This window comes from Photobacterium satsumensis (assembly GCF_050336935.1).
In the GTDB taxonomy this organism is placed as follows: Bacteria; Pseudomonadota; Gammaproteobacteria; order Enterobacterales; family Vibrionaceae; genus Photobacterium; species Photobacterium satsumensis.
Map to the genome: position 1 here is coordinate 114,921 of NZ_JAKJSK010000008.1, position 18,756 is coordinate 133,676.

Annotated in this window: 16 protein-coding genes; 13 read left to right on the forward strand and 3 right to left on the reverse strand. The window is 48.4% G+C overall.

Annotation, left to right across the window (positions count from 1 at the left end; all coding sequences use genetic code 11):
• The first annotated feature begins 220 nt into the window (after positions 1–220).
• Positions 221–1,978 carry a sigma 54-interacting transcriptional regulator gene (locus L4D79_RS16720; RefSeq protein ID WP_428652709.1) on the forward strand — a complete coding sequence of 586 codons (1,758 nt, stop codon included), beginning with the start codon at positions 221–223 and terminating at the stop codon, positions 1,976–1,978.
• 62 nt (positions 1,979–2,040) lie between these two features.
• Here L4D79_RS16720 and L4D79_RS16725 read toward each other — a convergent pair whose 3' ends face one another.
• Positions 2,041–2,562 carry an RNA-binding S4 domain-containing protein gene (locus tag L4D79_RS16725; RefSeq protein ID WP_428652710.1) on the reverse strand — a complete coding sequence of 174 codons (522 nt, stop codon included), beginning with the start codon at positions 2,560–2,562 and terminating at the stop codon, positions 2,041–2,043.
• Positions 2,563–2,758: 196 nt separating this feature from the next.
• Here L4D79_RS16725 and L4D79_RS16730 point away from each other — a divergent pair, with 196 nt between their 5' ends.
• The 5 genes from L4D79_RS16730 (at position 2,759) to L4D79_RS16750 (ending at position 7,721) form a co-directional block, all read left to right on the forward strand.
• Entirely contained in the window at positions 2,759–3,250 is a 492-nt protein-coding gene (locus L4D79_RS16730) for an NUDIX hydrolase (RefSeq protein ID WP_428652711.1), read from the forward strand.
• Between the two features lie 157 nt (positions 3,251–3,407).
• Entirely contained in the window at positions 3,408–3,563 is a 156-nt protein-coding gene (locus L4D79_RS16735) for a hypothetical protein (protein WP_428652712.1), read from the forward strand.
• A gap of 219 nt (positions 3,564–3,782) precedes the next feature.
• A complete protein-coding gene (locus L4D79_RS16740; RefSeq protein ID WP_428652713.1) occupies positions 3,783–4,628 on the forward strand; it encodes a TPR end-of-group domain-containing protein in 846 nt (281 codons plus the stop codon).
• 177 nt (positions 4,629–4,805) lie between these two features.
• Positions 4,806–6,326 carry a DEAD/DEAH box helicase gene (locus L4D79_RS16745; RefSeq protein WP_428652714.1) on the forward strand — a complete coding sequence of 507 codons (1,521 nt, stop codon included), beginning with the start codon at positions 4,806–4,808 and terminating at the stop codon, positions 6,324–6,326.
• A gap of 84 nt (positions 6,327–6,410) precedes the next feature.
• On the forward strand, positions 6,411–7,721 hold the full coding sequence (locus L4D79_RS16750) for a rhodanese-like domain-containing protein (RefSeq protein WP_428652715.1): 1,311 nt from the start codon (positions 6,411–6,413) through the stop codon (positions 7,719–7,721).
• A 38-nt stretch (positions 7,722–7,759) separates the two neighbouring features.
• Here L4D79_RS16750 and torS read toward each other — a convergent pair whose 3' ends face one another.
• Entirely contained in the window at positions 7,760–10,687 is a 2,928-nt protein-coding gene (torS, locus tag L4D79_RS16755) for a TMAO reductase system sensor histidine kinase/response regulator TorS (protein ID WP_428652716.1), read from the reverse strand.
• Positions 10,688–10,837: 150 nt separating this feature from the next.
• Between torS and torT the strand changes: the two genes are divergently transcribed.
• The 7 genes from torT (at position 10,838) to L4D79_RS16790 (ending at position 17,765) form a co-directional block, all read left to right on the forward strand.
• Complete coding sequence (torT, locus tag L4D79_RS16760; protein WP_428652717.1) at positions 10,838–11,908, forward strand: TMAO reductase system periplasmic protein TorT; 1,071 nt, start codon at positions 10,838–10,840, stop codon at positions 11,906–11,908.
• A gap of 290 nt (positions 11,909–12,198) precedes the next feature.
• A complete protein-coding gene (locus L4D79_RS16765) occupies positions 12,199–12,657 on the forward strand; it encodes a methylglyoxal synthase (RefSeq protein WP_428652718.1) in 459 nt (152 codons plus the stop codon).
• A 251-nt stretch (positions 12,658–12,908) separates the two neighbouring features.
• The gene (locus L4D79_RS16770; protein ID WP_428652719.1) at positions 12,909–13,889 is read left to right on the forward strand and encodes a zinc-binding dehydrogenase; all 981 of its coding nucleotides are present in this window, start codon (positions 12,909–12,911) and stop codon (positions 13,887–13,889) included.
• Positions 13,890–14,015: 126 nt separating this feature from the next.
• A complete protein-coding gene (locus tag L4D79_RS16775; RefSeq protein WP_428652720.1) occupies positions 14,016–14,660 on the forward strand; it encodes a recombinase family protein in 645 nt (214 codons plus the stop codon).
• Entirely contained in the window at positions 14,660–15,847 is a 1,188-nt protein-coding gene (locus L4D79_RS16780) for a multidrug effflux MFS transporter (RefSeq protein WP_428652721.1), read from the forward strand. Before L4D79_RS16775 ends, L4D79_RS16780 begins: the two co-directional genes overlap by 1 nt.
• A gap of 141 nt (positions 15,848–15,988) precedes the next feature.
• On the forward strand, positions 15,989–17,392 hold the full coding sequence (locus L4D79_RS16785; RefSeq protein WP_428652722.1) for an MATE family efflux transporter: 1,404 nt from the start codon (positions 15,989–15,991) through the stop codon (positions 17,390–17,392).
• Positions 17,393–17,525: 133 nt separating this feature from the next.
• Positions 17,526–17,765: an RNA recognition motif domain-containing protein gene (locus L4D79_RS16790; RefSeq protein ID WP_428652723.1), complete on the forward strand. Its 240-nt coding sequence runs from the start codon at positions 17,526–17,528 to the stop codon at positions 17,763–17,765.
• Between the two features lie 65 nt (positions 17,766–17,830).
• Here L4D79_RS16790 and L4D79_RS16795 read toward each other — a convergent pair whose 3' ends face one another.
• Positions 17,831–18,619: a ribonuclease H1 domain-containing protein gene (locus L4D79_RS16795; protein ID WP_428652724.1), complete on the reverse strand. Its 789-nt coding sequence runs from the start codon at positions 18,617–18,619 to the stop codon at positions 17,831–17,833.
• Positions 18,620–18,756 lie beyond the last annotated feature (137 nt).

The following is an 18,756-nucleotide window of genomic DNA, read 5'->3' on the forward strand; positions in this document are numbered from 1 at the left end:
GGCATGTTGTTAAAAGATCGCTATCACCGAGGTATCACGCCCTGAGACCAAAATGATAGTGATAAAAAAGGGGGATTATCATATTGATATTCCCGTGTGACATTGCTTGCAAAATATTTCTTTTCAAAATGTTCATTTGAAAAACCCTGACACATATCAAACAGCATGACAGGGTTTTTCTTTATGTTAATTCGGTCATTAAAGGAATAAGCCAGTCAATATGCTGAATACACCAAGACCATCAGAATTAATGCAGTTGCAACCAACCATCCTCCGCTTTACGCAGATGCTGTCGGCGGTATTGAAAATCGATGCCGAAGTGGTCGATGCCGATTTGGTGCGAATTGCAGGGACTGGTCCGTATAGTAAGTTTTTTGGAAAAAAACAAAATACCAGTTCAAGAATATTCAGGTACATCCTTGAAACACATGAAGAAAAGGTTGTCGTAAAATCACGAACTGATCCCCTATGCGAAGGGTGCACTAACAAGAATGGGTGCCGTGAAATGGCCTTTTTGGGTGTGCCAATCATGATTGAAGATCGTTGTTTGGGCGTGATCAGCTTGGTGGCATTTACCGAAGAATCTCGCGAGCGGATCAAAGATAATGTGCAGCTTTTCTCCGACTACATCAAACATATTGCCCAAATTGTGGTATCTAAAGTTGTTGAGAAAAACAGTAATAGTGAAGGTCTCGATGAGGTGTTTACTAATCTTATTGAAAACATGGACCAGGGCGTATTAGTTCTTGATGAAACCAACCGGGTAAAATACGGCAACCAGCCGGCGCTCAATAACTTAAATATAACGCTGGATGCCTTGCGCAGCATTGAAATAAATATTCAACCGTTGTCCCTTCACAACAATGAAATGAAAGGCCACCAGCAACATATTATTTCACTGGATGGTCGGCAGGAATTATTAGTCGGGCAATTTTACAATGCCCACGGCCATCAGCTTTTCCTTATGGCGTATCACCAACCTAATAGCGCATTGATGATCCCAGACCATGAACCCCAGTTCGCGACGGTGATTGGGGAATGTACCAAGATGCGTCAGCTGAAAAAACTGATCACCCGTATCGCCAACAGCCCATCAAGTGTGTTGATCAACGGTGAAAGCGGTACCGGTAAGGAAGTCATTGCCAATGCGGTACATAATTTAAGTGATCGTGGTCGCTCCCCTTTCATTGCTATCAACTGTGCTGCTATCCCCGACCAGCTATTGGAAAGCGAACTGTTCGGTTATGTCAAAGGGGCCTTTACCGGCGCTTCCACCAAAGGCAAAACCGGCTTGATCCAAGCCGCCAACAAAGGCACCTTGTTCCTGGATGAGATTGGCGACATGTCGATGACCTTGCAGGCCAAGCTATTACGCGTGTTGGAAGAGCGGGAAGTGATGCCTATTGGTTCGAATAAAGCCGTTCCGGTGGATATTCGTATTATTTCGGCTACCAATCGCAATTTCAGTGAAATGATCGCTACCAACAAATTCCGTGAGGATCTCTACTATCGACTTAACGTGATCCCAATTCACCTACCGCCGCTGAAAGAACGTGAAGGGGATATTGCACTGCTGATAAATTACTTCCTCGAACACCACACCCAAAAAATCGGTGTGACATATCCAGGGATCAGTGCCGAGGCCATGTGTCGTCTCAATGTCTACCACTGGCCGGGTAACGTGCGTGAACTAAGCAATTTAGTGGAATATCTCGTCAATGTTGTCCCTGAAGGTGACCAAATCGACGTCGATTTGCTTCCTCCTTACTTTGAGCAAACACCTGAGTGCGCCATCCCACAGGAAGTATTGAGTGACGATTGCTCAATGAGTTTGGAAGAGATGGAAAAGATACGTATCGAAGAGGCGATATCCCGACTGGGCAACCGCAAGATGGTGGCAGATGAGCTAGGGATCGGTATTGCGACCTTATACCGTAAAATCAAGAAATTCGGACTCAGTAACCACCGCGCTTCTTAAACATAATAAGGCCGCAATATGCGGCCTTCTTCGTTTATATAGCAAGCTTAAAGCAAGTTAATTTAAAAACTGATTGGCTTACGCCCCGTTGCTTTATCTGCAGGCCCTTTTGCTTTAGAACCTTTGGCCGCATTACCTGCACGGCCTTTATTGGCGCTATTACCTTTAGAGCGAGGACTTTGGGAACCTTTTCCTTGAGGACCAGCCCCTTTCGAACCTGCACCTTGTGCTTTGGTACCCTGCCCTTTGCCTTTTGCGGCATTTGAGCTTGGTTTCGAGCGAGGGACAGGCTTGGGCTCTGCTTCCTTCTTCGGTCTTTCTACGACCTCGGTCACAGGCTGATCGCAAAGTACCAGATAGAACTCGTTGTTGAATTCAATCACATCACCGTCGTATACCTTGCGGCGCTTACGCTGCTCCAACTCACCGTTAACGGCTACATAGCCTTCGGAAATAGCAAATTTTGCTTCACCGCCACCACTTACTGCATTGGCAATTTTCAACACCTTATAAAGCTCAATCGGTTGGGCATTCACCTCAACCCCAAGGGCTTCAACTTCGTATTCTTCGTGTTCTTCAGACATTTTTTCAACCAGTGGTGACTTCAATAATTTAATTGGCGCTATATACCCAAGTAACTTCAAGGTGCTTTGTTCAGCGAGAATGACTTGGGTATAGCACTTAATGAATTTTAACTCATTCCCGCTTGGCATTCACGCGGTTGCTACGTTATTCTCGCGACTCATTTCAACAGCCAGCCTCTTCAACAAAGGAAGCCACATGTACTGTCCATCCTGCGGGCATGCCTCGTTAGATCGCATCGACGACAAGACATTTCGCTGCAAACACTGCCAGTTTACCTATTTTCACAATACAGCATCAGCGGTAATGGCCGTGATCTGTTTTGACGATGAGATCTTGGTCGCTGAACGTGCACGTGAGCCCGGTAAAGGCATGCTCGATTTTCCCGGTGGCTTTGTTGATTATGACGAATCCTTGGAACAGGCACTATGCCGTGAGCTGCAAGAGGAACTTGGCTTTCAGCCTACTGATATTCGTTATATCGGCTCGGCACCCAATACCTATGTTTACCGGAAAATCGAATACAAAACCTGTGATGTTATCTTTCACATTACGCTTGAGAGCAAACCAAAAATGCAAGCAAATGATGATGTTGCAGCCGTTCACTGGATCAAGCGCAATGAGATTGATCCAGCAAAATTTGCCTTTGACTCAGCCAGAAAGGCGCTGAAACTACTCGGTATAGATTAACGGCCTTTTGGTCGTTCTACGCCTACAAGAGCGAGGAAAATGTGAACTACGCCTTTATCCTCCTCCTTAAAATAATTAGTCAGGGATGATGGTTTTTTAACCAAATAAAGACAGGATGTGATCCGTAAACAACATGATGACTTGAGGGTAAAACGTCATGCTGACTTTTAATAAAGATTATGTTTTCACACACAACGCAGAAACCAGCTTCGAAGAAGCCAACAAAGTGCATTGCCAGAATGAAGCCGATAAAGAGCTAAAACGCAAAGCCTTGCTGGCCTCTGTGCAAAAAGAAGGTGGTTTGGAAGAGTGATTTAACTGCCAAGCTAATCCGGATTCGACGTCTCTCCAGCGCTGATGGTAACCAAGGTTTTGGCCGCCAACCAATTTCTTCCTGTGCCTCGTTGTTAGTAAGCAATCAACATACTCAGGCCGTCAGCGCTATTCTTCTTTGTTAACATCCATTTCCCATCAAAATACCATTCCTTTAGACTACTATTCCTTAAAGTATATTTAGCTCAAGGAAGTCCCTATGTTCTTACGTTCTCTGCTCTTATTCGTCGCCTTCGCATTGCCGGCCTTTACCCATGCCGAGGCACAGCCAGCAGCAGATAATATTCTGGAACGTCCCCTGATGGAAAGGTATATCCTTGATGAGCTCAAGTCATTACGCAAAGATCAGCAAGATCTCGAGCGCCGTATGGTCATTGAAATCACCGACCGAGAGCTGGCCGTCGCCGACAAGTCGATGAACTATGCCAACGTCACCGTCACCTATTTCTTCTACCTCATTGCCGGTGCTGCTTCGCTGTTTGCTTTCGTCGGCTGGCAGTCACTGCGTGAACTTCGTGACAACACCAAGAAGGCCGCAGACCAACAGCTTCAGTCTATCGCCCAGCAATACGAACAAAAATTCCAGCGCCTCGAACAAGATCTCAAACGAAAAACCCGCATTATTGCCCAAAACAACAAAGAGATTGAGATCATCAATGAGATCCATAATTTGTGGCTACGCTCGCAAGGGCTGCAGACTCCAGAGCAGAAGATCGAAGTCTATGACGAGATCTTGAAAATCCGCCCCGGTGACCTGGAAGCACTTATCTACAAGGCCGATGCCATTATCGAAATTCGAGAGTTCCACTGGGGGCTTAGCCTGTGTAACCGGGTACTGGAACTCGATCCCCACAATGCCCACGCTCTCTACCAGCGCGCCTGTGCTTATGCCTGCCTAGGATCCGAAGAATTAGCCATTGATGATTTGGAGAAAGCCGTAACTGACAGTGCTTCGTTGCGTGAATTAGCCGCAGAAGAAAAAGACTTTGATTCGCTGCGTGGCAACGAACGGTTTGAGCTTCTCATTGCCCCCACTGATAGCTGACAGCACACAAACTGTAATGGCAACATGACGATACGGCATTGAGAAACCAATACATTGAAATTATTAGTGCAGGCATCAAACGCATAGAATTAGGACTTTTCTCGATCCTGCTGTAAGCTAGCCGGCTTGCTGCCTGTGTGAGGCAGATCAAATTTTTCTTCCGAATGAGAATTATCTATGAGTTTTGCCTCTTTGGGCCTTTGTACCCCAATCCTTGAAGCTGTTGCCAACCAAGGCTATGAAACCCCGTCTCCGATCCAAGCTCAGGCTATCCCTGCGGTATTGGAAGGCCGTGACGTCATGGCAGCTGCACAGACAGGAACAGGTAAAACTGCAGGCTTTACCCTGCCAATTCTCGAGCTTCTGTCTAAAGGCCCAGTAGTACGCGCAAACCAAGTCCGCGCACTGGTACTGACCCCAACCCGCGAGCTTGCCGCTCAGGTGGGCGAAAATGTCGCAACTTACTCAAAGCGCCTGCCGCTTAGCTCTGCTGTTGTTTTCGGTGGTGTAAAAATTAACCCTCAGATGATGCGCATGCGTCAAGGTGCTGACGTACTGGTTGCGACCCCTGGCCGCTTGCTGGATCTTATGGGTCAGAATGCCGTTAAGTTCAACCAGCTTGAAGTTCTGGTACTGGACGAAGCCGACCGCATGCTGGATATGGGCTTTATCCGCGACATCAAAAAAATTCTGGCGAAACTACCAGCTAAACGCCAGAACTTGCTGTTCTCTGCCACCTTCTCTGAAGAAATTCGTGAATTGGCTCGTGATCTGACCAACAACCCGGTTGAGATTTCGGTGACCCCGCGCAACAGTACGGCAACAACGGTAGAGCAATGGATTTATCCAACGGATAAAAAGAAAAAACCAGCGCTGCTGACCAAACTCATCCAAGAGAAAAAGTGGCAACAGGCGCTTGTCTTCACTCGTACCAAGCATGGCGCTAACCGATTGGCAAAATACCTTGAAGAGCGTGATATCACAGCAGCTGCTATTCACGGTAACAAGAGCCAAGGGGCACGTACCAAAGCATTGGCACATTTCAAAACCGGTGAAGTTCGCATCTTGGTTGCAACCGATATAGCCGCGCGTGGTATTGATATCGATCAGTTACCGCAAGTTGTGAATTTTGACCTGCCGAATATTGCAGAAGATTATGTTCACCGTATTGGTCGTACAGGCCGTGCCGGTGCTAATGGTCATGCTGTTTCTCTAGTCTGTTCAGAAGAAGTCAAAGAGCTAAATGCCATTGAGCAATTGATTCAAAAACACCTAGAGCGTAAAGATGTGGTGGGCTTTAAACCAACAGCTGCACTGCCTAATTCGCTAGCGATCAAACCGCTAAAAGCGAAAAAACCCAAGAAAGCTAAGGCGCCTAAAGAGTCAGCGGAAAACAACGCTGAGAAGGGTAACCAGCCAAAACGTTCATCTGGCCCACGCCGAGGCGGCAATGGTGGTGCTAATCGTTCAGCGCAAGGCGATAAAAAGCCTCGCAATGCTAATGGCCAGCAACGCAAACGTCAGGACAGCGGCAATGGCAATGGCAATGGCAATGGCAATGGCAATGGCAATGGCAATGGCAAAAATACTCGTAGCAGTGATGCAAAGCCACGCGGCCAAAAGCCGGGTCAACGTAGCCGTAAGCCTAATGGTAATAATGTGAGCCGCTCGAGAAATACGGCGACACCAGCCAGCTAAGCGGCTGAAACGTTACTTATATCAATAAAATACCTAGCCAGCATTATATAATGCTGGCTTTGTTGTTTATGCTGGGTATTTCATATGAAATTCATGAAGTGGACACTACTTTCCACCGCCACAATTATCAGTCCCCAACTTATGGCGGCAACTTTTGACCAGTTAGCCGCCGATAATAACCAAGACGTCCAAATCATCGACTGTCGGTCGAGTAATCACTATAACGGCTGGCCTGAAGCCAACCAAACACGCGGCGGCCACTTTCCCGGCGCTATCAATTTCGATGCCGACTGGCTATCAACGCTTCGCCCTCAAGTTGTCCGTGCAGAATTAGAAAACCGTGGCATTGACCTTACTAAGCCAACATACCTCTACTGCCAGCCTGAGAAAGCAGACATTTTACACTCTCAGCTTGAAATCTTAGGCAACACTAACGTTAAGTTAATTGACCAATCCATTACCGACTATTCAGGGCAACTGACTGCGCTAGAAAACTACCAACAGCTAGTACCTGCGCAGTGGCTCCACCAACTGATTAATGGCAAAGAGGTGATTCACCCACCTGCTAAAGGCTTTAAAATCGTCGAAGTTGCATGGGGACCGCCAACGAAATACCTAGCAGCCCATATCCCCTCTGCTCTTTACCTCAATACCAACACCATAGAGTCTGAACCTTGGTGGAACCGTGTTGATGATCAGAAACTGGAAGAGGCCATCAAAACGTTAGGTGTTGCCCACGATACAACCGTGATCCTATATGGCCGCGACAATACCGCCGCCGCCCGCGTCGCAAGTTTGTTGATGTACGCCGGTGTCGATGATGTCCGCCTGCTCAATGGCGGCTGGCAGTCTTGGGTCAATGCAGGACTATCGACCCAACCGCTTCGCAACCGCGCCAAACCGGTAGAATTCGGCCGAACGATTCCGGCCAACCCGCAGTACATGATTGATGTCCCGCAAGCCAGAGACATTCTGTCTGATCCTCAGCACCAGTCTTTGGTCAGTATCCGAAGCTGGGCGGAATACACCGGTGAAACCAGCGGCTATCGCTACATCGAACCCAAAGGCCGGATCAAAGGCTCAAAGTGGGGTCACGGCGGTTCGGATGCTTATCACCTGGAAGATTTCCGCAACCCGGACGATACCATGATGAGCCCAGATATTATGACCCAGTTCTGGAAGGATTGGGGGATCAACGCATCGCAGACCGTCTCATTCTATTGCGGAACAGGCTGGCGGGCGTCAGAAGTCTTTTTCTACGCCCATGTGATGGGATGGAAAGACATCAGTGTCTATGATGGTGGCTGGTTTGAATGGAGCGGGGATCCTAGCAACCCGACCGAAACCGGTGAGATCCCAAATGCGCCGAAATCTGCATTTTATAACGACAAATAATAAAAAGGCTGCGACTTCGCAGCCTTTTTCAATGCCGTTTATTTCCCGGCTGAAAACGACTGTGCCAATGCGATAAGCGATTGCTGATGCACTGTTTTCAATTCATTGGCCGCCCCTTGATCAATATTTCCTTCTTTTGCCGACGTCTCGATCACCATGCAAATCTGATGAAGTTGGCGCAGCCCCATGGTGCCTGCAGCCCCTTTAAGGTTATGAGACAAACTGGATACAGAAGTGAGATCGCCGCTCTCCATCGCAGGAAGCAGTTTCGCCATCGTCTCATTTGACGACTCAGCAAACAGGGATATCATTTTCTCGACCATTGCCTGACCCAGCACCTGAAGATCGCTCCCCAAGACTGACTCGTCGAGTACTGGCATTTGCTCATCCATACTTGTTGTTACCTTTTGGTTCTGATCATTCTCTATAATGACGCCGCCCACTCTCTCTGCACCGCCAAGAATATTATTCAATACATCCACTAGCTGGTGTTCAACCAAGGGTTTTGGCAAGAAGCCGGCAAAACCCGCCGCCAAATATTGTTCAACTTCTTCATTGAAGACATGGGCAGAAAAAGCGACAAATGGTGTTTTATTTCCCGCTACTTCGGTATCACTCGTCGATTTCAGCTGCTGGAGTTCGCCCAGCAAGGTGACACCATCGGTATCCGGCAGGTTGATATCCAATAAGACAATATCAAAGTCATGCTCAGCATAGAGCTCTCTTGCCTGGTGGCCATCTTCTGCAATCAACGTTTGGTGGCCCAAGCGGCGCAAGAAGCCTTCGGCAACCAAGCTGTTGACCGGGTTATCTTCCACCAGCAGCACCTTCGCCGCAGGTAAGTTCGATCCCATACCAACGCTTAAGTTTTCATCCTGCACCCCGGGTTCAAGCGTTAAAGTAAACCAGAAACAGCTCCCCTCGCCGGGCGATGAAATAAGACTAATTTCACCGCCCATGGCTTCAACGATACGCTTGCTAATGGCCAGTCCTAATCCCGTACCACCGACAGCTTGCCGACCTTCGCTGGACTGCTGGAAGGCATCAAACATCACTTGCTGTTCATGATGCGGAATCCCCATCCCCGTATCTTCCACTTCAATATGCAGCCGTGATGGGTCATGGGCCGATGCTGACACCAACACGGTCACTTGCCCATCATCGGTAAACTTGATGGCATTACCCACTAGGTTCGCCAAAACTTGGCGAATACGGGTTGCATCTCCCACCCAGTACTCTGCAACATTGTCATCAATATCTGTCAGCAGGCGAATGTGTTTGCACTGTGCCCGGCCGGCAAACAGGCTGTAAACATCCTTAACCAAGGTATGGAGCGAGAAATTAGCCGGCCTGATGTCTAGGTGACCTGCTTCGATTTTCGAGTAATCCAGTACATCATTGAGGATATCGAGAAGAGTTTCACCACTTCGGTTAATCACCTTCAAATATTCCGTCTGCTGGTCATTCAACCCAGTATCGGCCAACAAGGAGGCCGTCCCGAGAACCCCATTCATCGGGGTGCGGATCTCGTGACTCATGGTTGCCAGAAATGCTGATTTTGCCCGGTTGGCCTGCTCGGCTTCAGACCGAGCTTTGGCATGGTTATACACCTCTTGGTTGAGCTTCTCGTTCGCCTTTTCCAACTGGCTGGTACGCTCCGCCACTAATTGCTCCAGGCTGTTTTTGTGCTGTTGCAGCTCATAACGGATTTTCGACTCAACTTGTGCCAACCTGTGACGCTCATAAGCCGTATCGCGGGCAACCATAATGGCCCGCCCCATCAGTGCCAATTCATCATCACCCTGTGTGGTCAAACGAATCTCCAAGTCACCTCGGGCCAGTGCCATCAAGGCCTTACTGTAATCATTGATGCGCCGGATCACCCGAGCATAGACATAACGCCACATGATCAGCACCAGTGCCACCATCCCCAAAGCCGAAATCGCAATCAAGCTATTTCTAGCGACGGTGAGGGTCTCGTCAACTTGGGTCACGGCCTTTTGAGTACCGACATTCGCCGCCTGAATGATACCGTCTACGGTTTGGTTCAGCTGCTGGAACAGCACCAAATTTTGCTGCTCCATTCGTTCGACATCCTGGTTGGCATGGATCAGCGCTTCCATATCCGAGAAGAAGCCGCCATCATTACTGAGTGCTTTCACTTGTTCTAGCAGTTGTTCAGAGCGGCTTGGGTCTTCGACCGATTGCACTCGCTGTTCAATCACGCCAACAGCATATTCAAAACGCTGTCTTAATTTGTTGAGGTCCCTAACCGTGCTTACTTGCTCGCTATCATCAAGCATATTGATAACCTGCAGTGAGAGGAAACGCAGCTCAAAAAGACGCTCACTGAGATCCATATCCACTTCAACCAAGCTATCGAGAGCATTGAACACCGCTTCCTTGTTGTCCCTTTCGACCAAGTCATAGATACGAGAAACATTAGCGACCGCAATAGTATTGGCATTGGATACTTGTGACTGGGACAGCTCATCAATTTGTTTCGTCGCCACCGTCATGGTGTCATTAAGTGCTCGCACTTGCTCTGTTAGCTCAAGCTTTCTGCCAACCAGCACACCCAGCATGGCCAAATTGTTAACGATGTTTTTAACATCCGTTTCTAGCTGCGTCATCAGCTCTGGCTCGAATGCATATTGATTAAGGGATTGCAGGCTGTTATTAAGCGCACGAATATGAAGCGTCAGCGACTTCCCCTGCTGCTCCCGCTCTTTTTCATCTTTCGACTTCGCCAATACCTGGGCGTTGAAGATAATACGGGTACTGAGATCGGAAAGCTGGCGGGCTTCAACCAAAGCAGGAACAGCAGTATTGATCACCGTCCGCTCGGTTTTGGCAACGAGGGAAAAACCGGCAACGCCAATCACCACTGCAATGATCATCAAGCCAGCCATCATGGAAAAAGCTATCAGCAGTTTCTGGCCAATGCTACTGGGAGTAAGGGTCATAAAGATAAACCGTGGCAGAGAAAGGAGGTCTGCTGCTCAATCAACCATGACAACATGGGGAACAGGCAGGCACACCTAACAGGAAACAGTAAAAATGCTATTATACCAGCTAAATATACCCAAACAGCCCTATTTCCCGACGGTTACAACATGATAAAGACAATAGCGATAACATTGCTGGCAATTGCCGGTATCAACCAAACCGCCCAAGCGGCGAAGGTTATCGCCTATACCCCGCCTTTTGAGGCCAACAAACAAGCAACACAGATCCAATACCAACCGCTAGAGAGTGCTAGCAAGCCATGGAAACTCTGTGCCGTTTACCCGCACCTGAAAGACTCCTATTGGTTATCCGTCAATTACGGCATGGTTGAACATGCCAAAAGGCTGGGTGTTGAACTTAAAGTGCTCGAAGCCGGGGGCTACCCGAACCTCGATAAACAACAAAGTCAGCTTGCCGACTGTCGAGAATGGCATGCAGACGCCATCATTTTGGGCACTGTTGATAGCCTAGCCTATGAAAATATGCTGACCCAGTTAACTGACGACATTCCGGTTTTTGCCACCATCAACTACCTCGATACCAGCAACCAAAACAGCGATGACAAAGTCATTGCCCGTGTGGGGGTTGATTGGTATCAAATGGGTTACCGTACCGGTGAATTTTTAGCTAAGCGCCATCCCAATGGCAGTGGTATGGTCAATGTTGCTCTACTGCCGGGTCCACAAAAACGCGGGGGAACCAAACCCGTTGTCCAGGGCTTTTATGATGCCACTGAAGGCAGTGATATCAATATTGTCACGACGTTGTGGGCTGATCATAGCAAGGAGCTGCAGCGCAACCTGATCCAGCAACTGCTGGCAGACGAACAGCATTTCGACTACATCGTCGGTGGCGCAGTCTCGGCAGAAGTCGCGATCAGTGAGTTGAGGGCCAAACACTTAAGTAAAGAAACCAAGATCCTATCGACCTACCTCAGTCATGGGGTATACCGTGGTCTGCTTCGTGGCAAGATCCTCTTCGCCCCAAGCGACAAAATGGCCCAGCAGGCGATGCTGTCGGTCGACCAAGCGGTAAGGTATCTTGAAGGCAAACCACTGAAAAAAGATCTTGCCCCGATCCTCGCCCTGCTGACACCGGATAACCTAAATAGTACAGTGATCGCCGAGTCCCTTTCACCCGCAGAGTTTCGTCCGGTCTTCCATGTAGAAGCACCGTAATACCAATTTCGGCCATATCCAGTTTGATGCAATTCTATCCAGGGGCCAGCAATCGCTGGTCCCATATAGTAGAATTCTGTTACCTAACCAATGATTTGAAAAGATTTATTTGTACTTCCTATGCGAGCTCTGGTACTTATACTTGATGCCTCTAATTGAGTTGCACAATTTTTTCCTCATTAAGTGCAATCCATTACATATGGCTGAAAGATAACACCACACAGCTGTCACACCCTCGCAATACACTATGCCCGATAGCTGTTATCAATTTTGTCTCTGTGGAGTAGTAGATGCACGTAACAACCCGAACAATGGAAGAATCAAAACACATCGCGCTTGTCGCTCATGACAACTGTAAAACCCACCTGCTTCGCTGGGTCAATGAGCACAAAGATAAATTAACAAATCATATCTTGTATGCCACAGGTACAACCGGCCATATGATTGCGCGTGAATCGGGTCTTGAAGTCAACTGTTTGCTAAGCGGCCCAATGGGTGGTGATCAACAGCTTGGTGCACTGATTTCCGAAGGCAAGATTGATATGATGATTTTCTTCTGGGATCCGCTCAATGCAGTACCGCATGATCCCGATGTAAAAGCACTGCTTCGCATTTCAGCCGTATGGAACATTCCGGTTGCCACCAACCGCGCCAGTGCCAACTTTATGATCTCATCACCAAGACTGGCGGAAAAAGTTGAAATTGAAATCCCTGATTACGAAGCGTACCTAAACGAGCGCCTAGGCTAAGTCTAACCTCGACGTATTACCTATTCTTCAGACGCCTCTTAGCTAAGAGGCGTTTTTTATTGGCTTCATCTTTTTAAACTCTGGGATCTGTTACCTGTTAATTTTCTCTGATGGGCCAGAATATTACTGAATTTGGTATAACCGGCACTCTGTCCTCGCCCATAAACTCTGACTTGGCGGCCAAAAATAAAAAATTTGGTTTATTGTTAAATAATGGATAAGAAATACAATAAAAATTACAGTGGTGGCCAATGAAAGCATGGAAATTAAACCAGCCGGAAGGTATCGATCAATTGGTACTGACAACGGCAATCAAACCCATCCCGTCAGCCGAAGATGTCTGTATCCAGATAGAAGCTGTCGGCCTGAACCCTATCGACTATAAACTTGCCCATTGGGGCTATGCTACCTGGAACTATCCACAAATTATCGGGTTGGATATAGCAGGCACCATCACCGAAGTCGGAAAAGACGTCCACCATTTCCAGCCAGGCGATCGGGTCATGGCGTTTATTGACCCTCGCGATGGCGGCGGCTTCGCCCAATACGCCAAAGCCAAAGCCTATGCGGTCAGCCGCTTGCCCGACAATGTCAGCTTTACTCAAGCAGCCGCCCTTCCCTGTGCAGGCTACTCAGCCTGGATTGCGGTTCATGACAAGCTCCGGCTAGAAACTGGACAAAGCATTGCCATTACCGGTGCCGGAGGTGGCGTGGGTGGGTTTGCGGCCCAACTGGCAAAATTGCTGGGTGCAACCGTCTATGCCATTGCCGATGGCCATCATCACCTGCGGCTTCTTTCCTATGGCGTAGATGAAGTCATTGACCCACATACTGAAAATATCGCCATGCGGCTCATCGAATATACCGAGGACAAGCTGGTACACGGAGTTATTGATTGCGTATCGGCCAAATCCGGCAGTACCATGAGCGCCTTGGTTCGCTACAACGGCCATATTGTAATGATTGCCGATCAGTTCAACCAAGTGCCCCTGCTCGCGACAACCAAAGCCCTTAGCTTGCATGAAGTCGCCCTGCATGGCACTTACTCCCACGGCCACATCGAGCACATACAACACCTCGCCGATATCGGTAATCAACTCGCCAATCTGGTGAGTGAAGGCAAACTGGATCCGATGGTGGATCACGTCTATTCATTCGAACAGCTCCCTGAAGCACTCAAACACCTTAAAGAGCAGCAACATAGCGGTAAGCTGGTGATGCAGATTAGCTAAATTGACCTTATTTCAATAACCCGTATATCACAGTGGATAGAGCCATGACAGGTTCTGTTCATTGTTTAAATGAACCACTCGAGGTATATTTATGAACCATTACATCAAGTGAGCTATTTTCTGCTTATGGCGAAATACATCTATTCACGCTATTCCCCAAGAAATACCGATCACCAACAGCAGCTTGATGCCTTGCTTGCAGTCGAACCAAAAGCGGAGCAGGTACAAGATCGAGGGCGCGGAGATGTCGATCCAATGGATCGCCAGGGCTTTCGCCAAATGTTCGAGAACCTCAACTCTGGCGATCTTGTTTGGGTATGGTGGCTGACGGCATTTGGGCATGACTTCAATCAGGTTCAAGCAACAGTATCGGCGCTGCTCGACAAGGGCGTAACGCTGAAAACACTGTCCGAACCACTCACGTTTTCGCCTAACTCAGAAGCAAGTCGGGTACTACTTTCGCTGCTCCACGGCTACGGTACCGTGCAAACCCGCCGCCGACTACTTGCGGCCGAACATAGCCGAAAAGCCATGAAACAAGATCCTGACTTGTGGCAGCAGAAATTCCGTGGCCGCCCGGTAGATCACGATAAACACCAACAGATAGCCGCCTTGTTACTCGAAGGCCACAAGCTCCAGCATGTTGCAGACAGCTGTGAAGTCAGTATTTCCACAGTCAAACGCGTGAAGTGCAAATTAAGCCAGTTCGATGATGAAGGCACATTGCGTACCCGGCACAAAAATCCTCGCCACAAGGATAACAACCTGTAATGAAAGACCGTAATTTCTGGAAAGCCTTGGGGCTAGTTTGCCTGATCATCAGTGTCGGACAATTGAGTATGGGACTGGTGTTTCCTTCCCTGCCTTGGATTGCCAAAGACTTTGATATTTCGCTCGACCAAGCGCAGCTTCTCGTCAGTGTCTACCTACTCGGCTTTGGTCCATCACAATTTCTCTATGGACCTATCTCAGATGCACTGGGGCGCAAAAAGGTTCTAATGACAGGGCTGTTGATTGCCCTATGTGGATTGTTGATGATCATCTCGCTAAGCCATTCATTCACCGGGATGGTATTGGGACGTTTTCTACAAGGTTTGGGGACCGGGTGCTGCGCCGTTCTTGCGCGGGCCTCTACCCGTGACCGTTTCAGTGGTGCAGAGCTCCCCTTGGCCATGTCATATATCGCCATGGCCGCTTCACTGACCCCTTTGATGGCACCGGTAATTGGCGGCTTTATTAACTTCCATTTCGGTTGGACCATGGTTTTTACTTCCCTGCTTGGCTATGTCAGCCTTGTCTGGCTGGTGATTGCCTTCCGCTTCAAGGAAACCATGAAGCAGACCTCGAAAGTGCCGTCCCCAAAGAAAATGGCCCAGCAATATTGGCAACTGCTTACCTCGCGCTATTTCATGAGCTTTGCCAGTATTGGCTGGCTCAACTTCAGCCTGATGATCACCACCGTGTCGGTAATGCCTTTCATTATGCAAAATCAAATCGGCATGACATCCGATGAATACGCAATGTGGGCATTGATCCCTGCTCTGGGTATGTTGGTGGGGACCACCCTGACCAACCGCGTCCGGCCGAAAATCGGCACACAAAAGATGCTGTTTTTTACGCCGGTTTTACATGCTGGTGCCGCGCTATGGTTGTTCTTTTGCCCCGTTGAACCGCTCTACCTAATGCTGGGTCAGTTTCTAATGATATTAGGTAACGGCATTGCCCTGCCATGTTCACAAGCAATGGTGATGCAGCCCTATAAGAAACAAGCTGGCGCTGCTGCTGCCATGTCAGGTGGCGGCCAGATGATCGCCTCATCAATTGTCAGTATGAGCCTGGTGACATTGGGCCTTAGCCAGCCGTGGCATTTGTCGATTGTGATCGTGGTGTTTGCCCTGATCACCCTGAGCAATATCATCCGCGGCTTCAAGGTAAGTCCGCAGGTTCAAACGGCTTAATCTAAACCCACTTACATATCCAGCCTTGCACTTTATGCAAAGGCTGGATATATTCCCCCCGCCCTGAAGGGCGCACCCTAAAAATGCACACCTGCCATCCTGCTTCCATTGGTGCATTTCTATAGGTGTTATCTATACCTCATGCAAAAAAATACTCAAAAAAGCACTACGCTTTTTTCTCGCTTTACCCGTGAATCCGGCTCGCTATTACACCTGTCGATCCCTATTATTATGACCCAGCTCGCGACTCAAGCGATGGGCTTTGTCGACACCACCATGGCTGGACAAGTCAGTGCTGCCGATCTCGCCGCTATCGCTTTGGGTACCAGCCTCTGGCTACCGGTTTCCTTATTGCTTCGCGGCATTATCATGGCACTAACCCCGATGGTTGCTTTTCATCGCGGTGCAAATGATATCGACAAGGTACGTATCGAATTTATCCAAATGATTTGGGTTGCGGCTTTGGTCAGCAGCCTAGTGATCATCTACCTGTCGCAAGGGGGCAATATTCTCGGCGGTATCGGCGTCGCCCCCGAAATCATTCCTATTGCCGGTGATTATGTACTGGCTCTGGCCTTCGGTGTACCGGGCATCGCCCTGTTCTACACTCTGAACGGCTTTTGTGAGGGCATGAACAATACCCGCGCCCCAATGCTGGTTTCCGTTATCGGGCTGCTGCTGAACATCCCAATCAACTATGTGCTGATTTACGGTAAGTTTGGCTTCCCTGCCCTTGGCGCAGTCGGCTGTGGCTGGGCAACCAGTATTGTCTATTGGATTATGTCCGGGTTGCTGTATTCGTACATCAAAGGGCATCACCATTATAAGAAAATCATTCACTTTGCCGATATCAAACCACGATTAAAGGATTGCCTGCACCTACTAAGACTCGGTGTGCCAATTGGTATGAATATCGCCGTATGTGGCAGTATTTTCGCGGTTATTGCCCTACTTATCGGCCGTATTGGTGCCGAGAATGTGGCAGCAGCGCAAATCGCCCTGAACATTTCCAGCATGACCTATATGATCCCGATGAGCCTGTCTTTCGGCATTACCATCCGTGTTGGCCATGCACTGGGTGCAAAGAACTACCAAGGCGCGAAGGAAAGAAGCCTGTTCGGCATTATTGTCGCAGGCATGCTGTCACTAATTTCTGTGGCATTTTTCCTGCTGTTCCCTGAATGGATCATCCGCCTTTACACAGCCGATCCTGTGATCAGTGCTACCGCCGCGACATTGCTTGTTTACACCGCGGTCTACCAGATGAGTGATGCACTACAAACCTCAGCAAACGGTGCCCTACGCGGCTACAAAGATACCAAGATACCGATGATCTTGGCGATTACCGCATACTGGGGATTAGCACTGCCTTTGGGGATGGTGATGGGCCTGACAGATAAAATCGTACCTGCCATGGGTGAAACCGGTTTTTGGGTCGGGATTGTCACCGGCCTGACCGTTGCGGCACTACTCATGCTGCTTCGACTACGCTATGTTATCCGGAGTAACACAGTGCAAATGTCTAATTTAGCTGTATCCAGCTAACAAACCTGCACATTCATCTCCCCTTTGAGCAAAGTGGACGCAGCTCTAAAAAGGGGGGGATGATTATTTATCTTGGTTTGCGCAGGCGAACCTGCGACAATCCGCACGTAACTTATAGTCCAGACGGATAAATATGAAACTTTTAGTTCGTAACCTAGCTCGTACCACAGCAGAGCATGAAATTCGCGCCCTGTTTGCAACTCATGGCGCTGTAGCGGAATGTACGCTTGTTTTAGACCAAGAAACCGGCCAGTCGAAAGGGTTCGCATTTGTTGAGATGCCAAATGACGATGAAGCAAAAGCAGCCATCGCTTCCCTAAACCTTAGCAGCTTAGCTAAAAGCAAAATTCGAGTGAAGAGAGCTGAAGGTTAATTCAGTTTCTCAAACAGAAAAGCCAGCGTGTCTCACGCTGGCTTTTGTTTGACTAGGTTAACGCTTTACCCTGCTCGCAATGCAAGGATTTTTGAGATATCAGAGGTCTCGCGATACAAACTCAAGCCTTCTTCTCGAGTATCAATAGCAACAATCGACATCCGATCAGCCAATTCATTCCCCTCAATACCCACGTGGCCGTTCACATGATGTATCGTCAGTTTCTTCTCTATTTCTTGGTATAGCACATACATAGGTTTAATCAGGTCGAGGTTTTTAATTTCACCACCAGACTTCACCCATCCTTTGGATTCCCAACCTTTAGCCCAGGTCGTAATACACTGTATCGCGTAGGTAGAATCACAATAAATCGCCACGGTATGCCCTTTCGCCATCTTCTCTTTTGCAAGTAAGAATGCCTGGTTAAGACCATTCAGCTCGGCGGTATTATTGGTACCAAACGACTGATAAATGCCGTACCACAACTCGGCTAATGTATTATTTTCGTACACGGCAATCCCAGCGCCGGCTTCACCGGGGTTAGGATCACTGGCACCATCGGTAAAGATTTTTATCTCAAATGGCATATCGTCAATTTGAGCTTGGGTAAGCGGTGCTTTCTTAGGCTTATTTACCTTGGAAGCAACCTTAGTAACCGCTTTAGCGCTACTTGGCTTCGCCGCTACCTTCCCGCCTGCTCGCTGATTGCCAAAGGCGCTTTCTGCTTCTTCTTGTGTTGGAAACGACTTATATTTTGCCCCGGCAAATTTATCAACTTGCGCTTTACACTCAGCCCAAGACGTAAAAATGCCCGTTTGTCGCCCTTTCCACACTACATAATACTTTTTTGCCAACCAATCATCTCCTAAGCAAGCTCCTTACATCGACAGCCAGTATCTATGGCAAAGATCATCAAGGCAAGCGACCAGACTGAAAAGTCATGCATTTACGCAAGGCTACTTTCATGAGAAAGAACCTTACGATTGAGCAG

Bases quoted from the DNA above. Each gene is read 5' to 3' on its own strand.
- L4D79_RS16720 (WP_428652709.1), top strand. From the start codon at position 221: ATGCTGAATACACCAAGACCATCAGAATTAATGCAGTTGCAACCAACC.
- L4D79_RS16725 (WP_428652710.1), bottom strand. From the start codon at position 2,562: ATGTCTGAAGAACACGAAGAATACGAAGTTGAAGCCCTTGGGGTTGAG.
- L4D79_RS16730 (WP_428652711.1), top strand. From the start codon at position 2,759: ATGTACTGTCCATCCTGCGGGCATGCCTCGTTAGATCGCATCGACGAC.
- L4D79_RS16735 (WP_428652712.1), top strand. From the start codon at position 3,408: ATGCTGACTTTTAATAAAGATTATGTTTTCACACACAACGCAGAAACC.
- L4D79_RS16740 (WP_428652713.1), top strand. From the start codon at position 3,783: ATGTTCTTACGTTCTCTGCTCTTATTCGTCGCCTTCGCATTGCCGGCC.
- L4D79_RS16745 (WP_428652714.1), top strand. From the start codon at position 4,806: ATGAGTTTTGCCTCTTTGGGCCTTTGTACCCCAATCCTTGAAGCTGTT.
- L4D79_RS16750 (WP_428652715.1), top strand. From the start codon at position 6,411: ATGAAATTCATGAAGTGGACACTACTTTCCACCGCCACAATTATCAGT.
- torS (WP_428652716.1), bottom strand. From the start codon at position 10,687: ATGACCCTTACTCCCAGTAGCATTGGCCAGAAACTGCTGATAGCTTTT.
- torT (WP_428652717.1), top strand. From the start codon at position 10,838: ATGATAAAGACAATAGCGATAACATTGCTGGCAATTGCCGGTATCAAC.
- L4D79_RS16765 (WP_428652718.1), top strand. From the start codon at position 12,199: ATGCACGTAACAACCCGAACAATGGAAGAATCAAAACACATCGCGCTT.
- L4D79_RS16770 (WP_428652719.1), top strand. From the start codon at position 12,909: ATGAAAGCATGGAAATTAAACCAGCCGGAAGGTATCGATCAATTGGTA.
- L4D79_RS16775 (WP_428652720.1), top strand. From the start codon at position 14,016: ATGGCGAAATACATCTATTCACGCTATTCCCCAAGAAATACCGATCAC.
- L4D79_RS16780 (WP_428652721.1), top strand. From the start codon at position 14,660: ATGAAAGACCGTAATTTCTGGAAAGCCTTGGGGCTAGTTTGCCTGATC.
- L4D79_RS16785 (WP_428652722.1), top strand. From the start codon at position 15,989: ATGCAAAAAAATACTCAAAAAAGCACTACGCTTTTTTCTCGCTTTACC.
- L4D79_RS16790 (WP_428652723.1), top strand. From the start codon at position 17,526: ATGAAACTTTTAGTTCGTAACCTAGCTCGTACCACAGCAGAGCATGAA.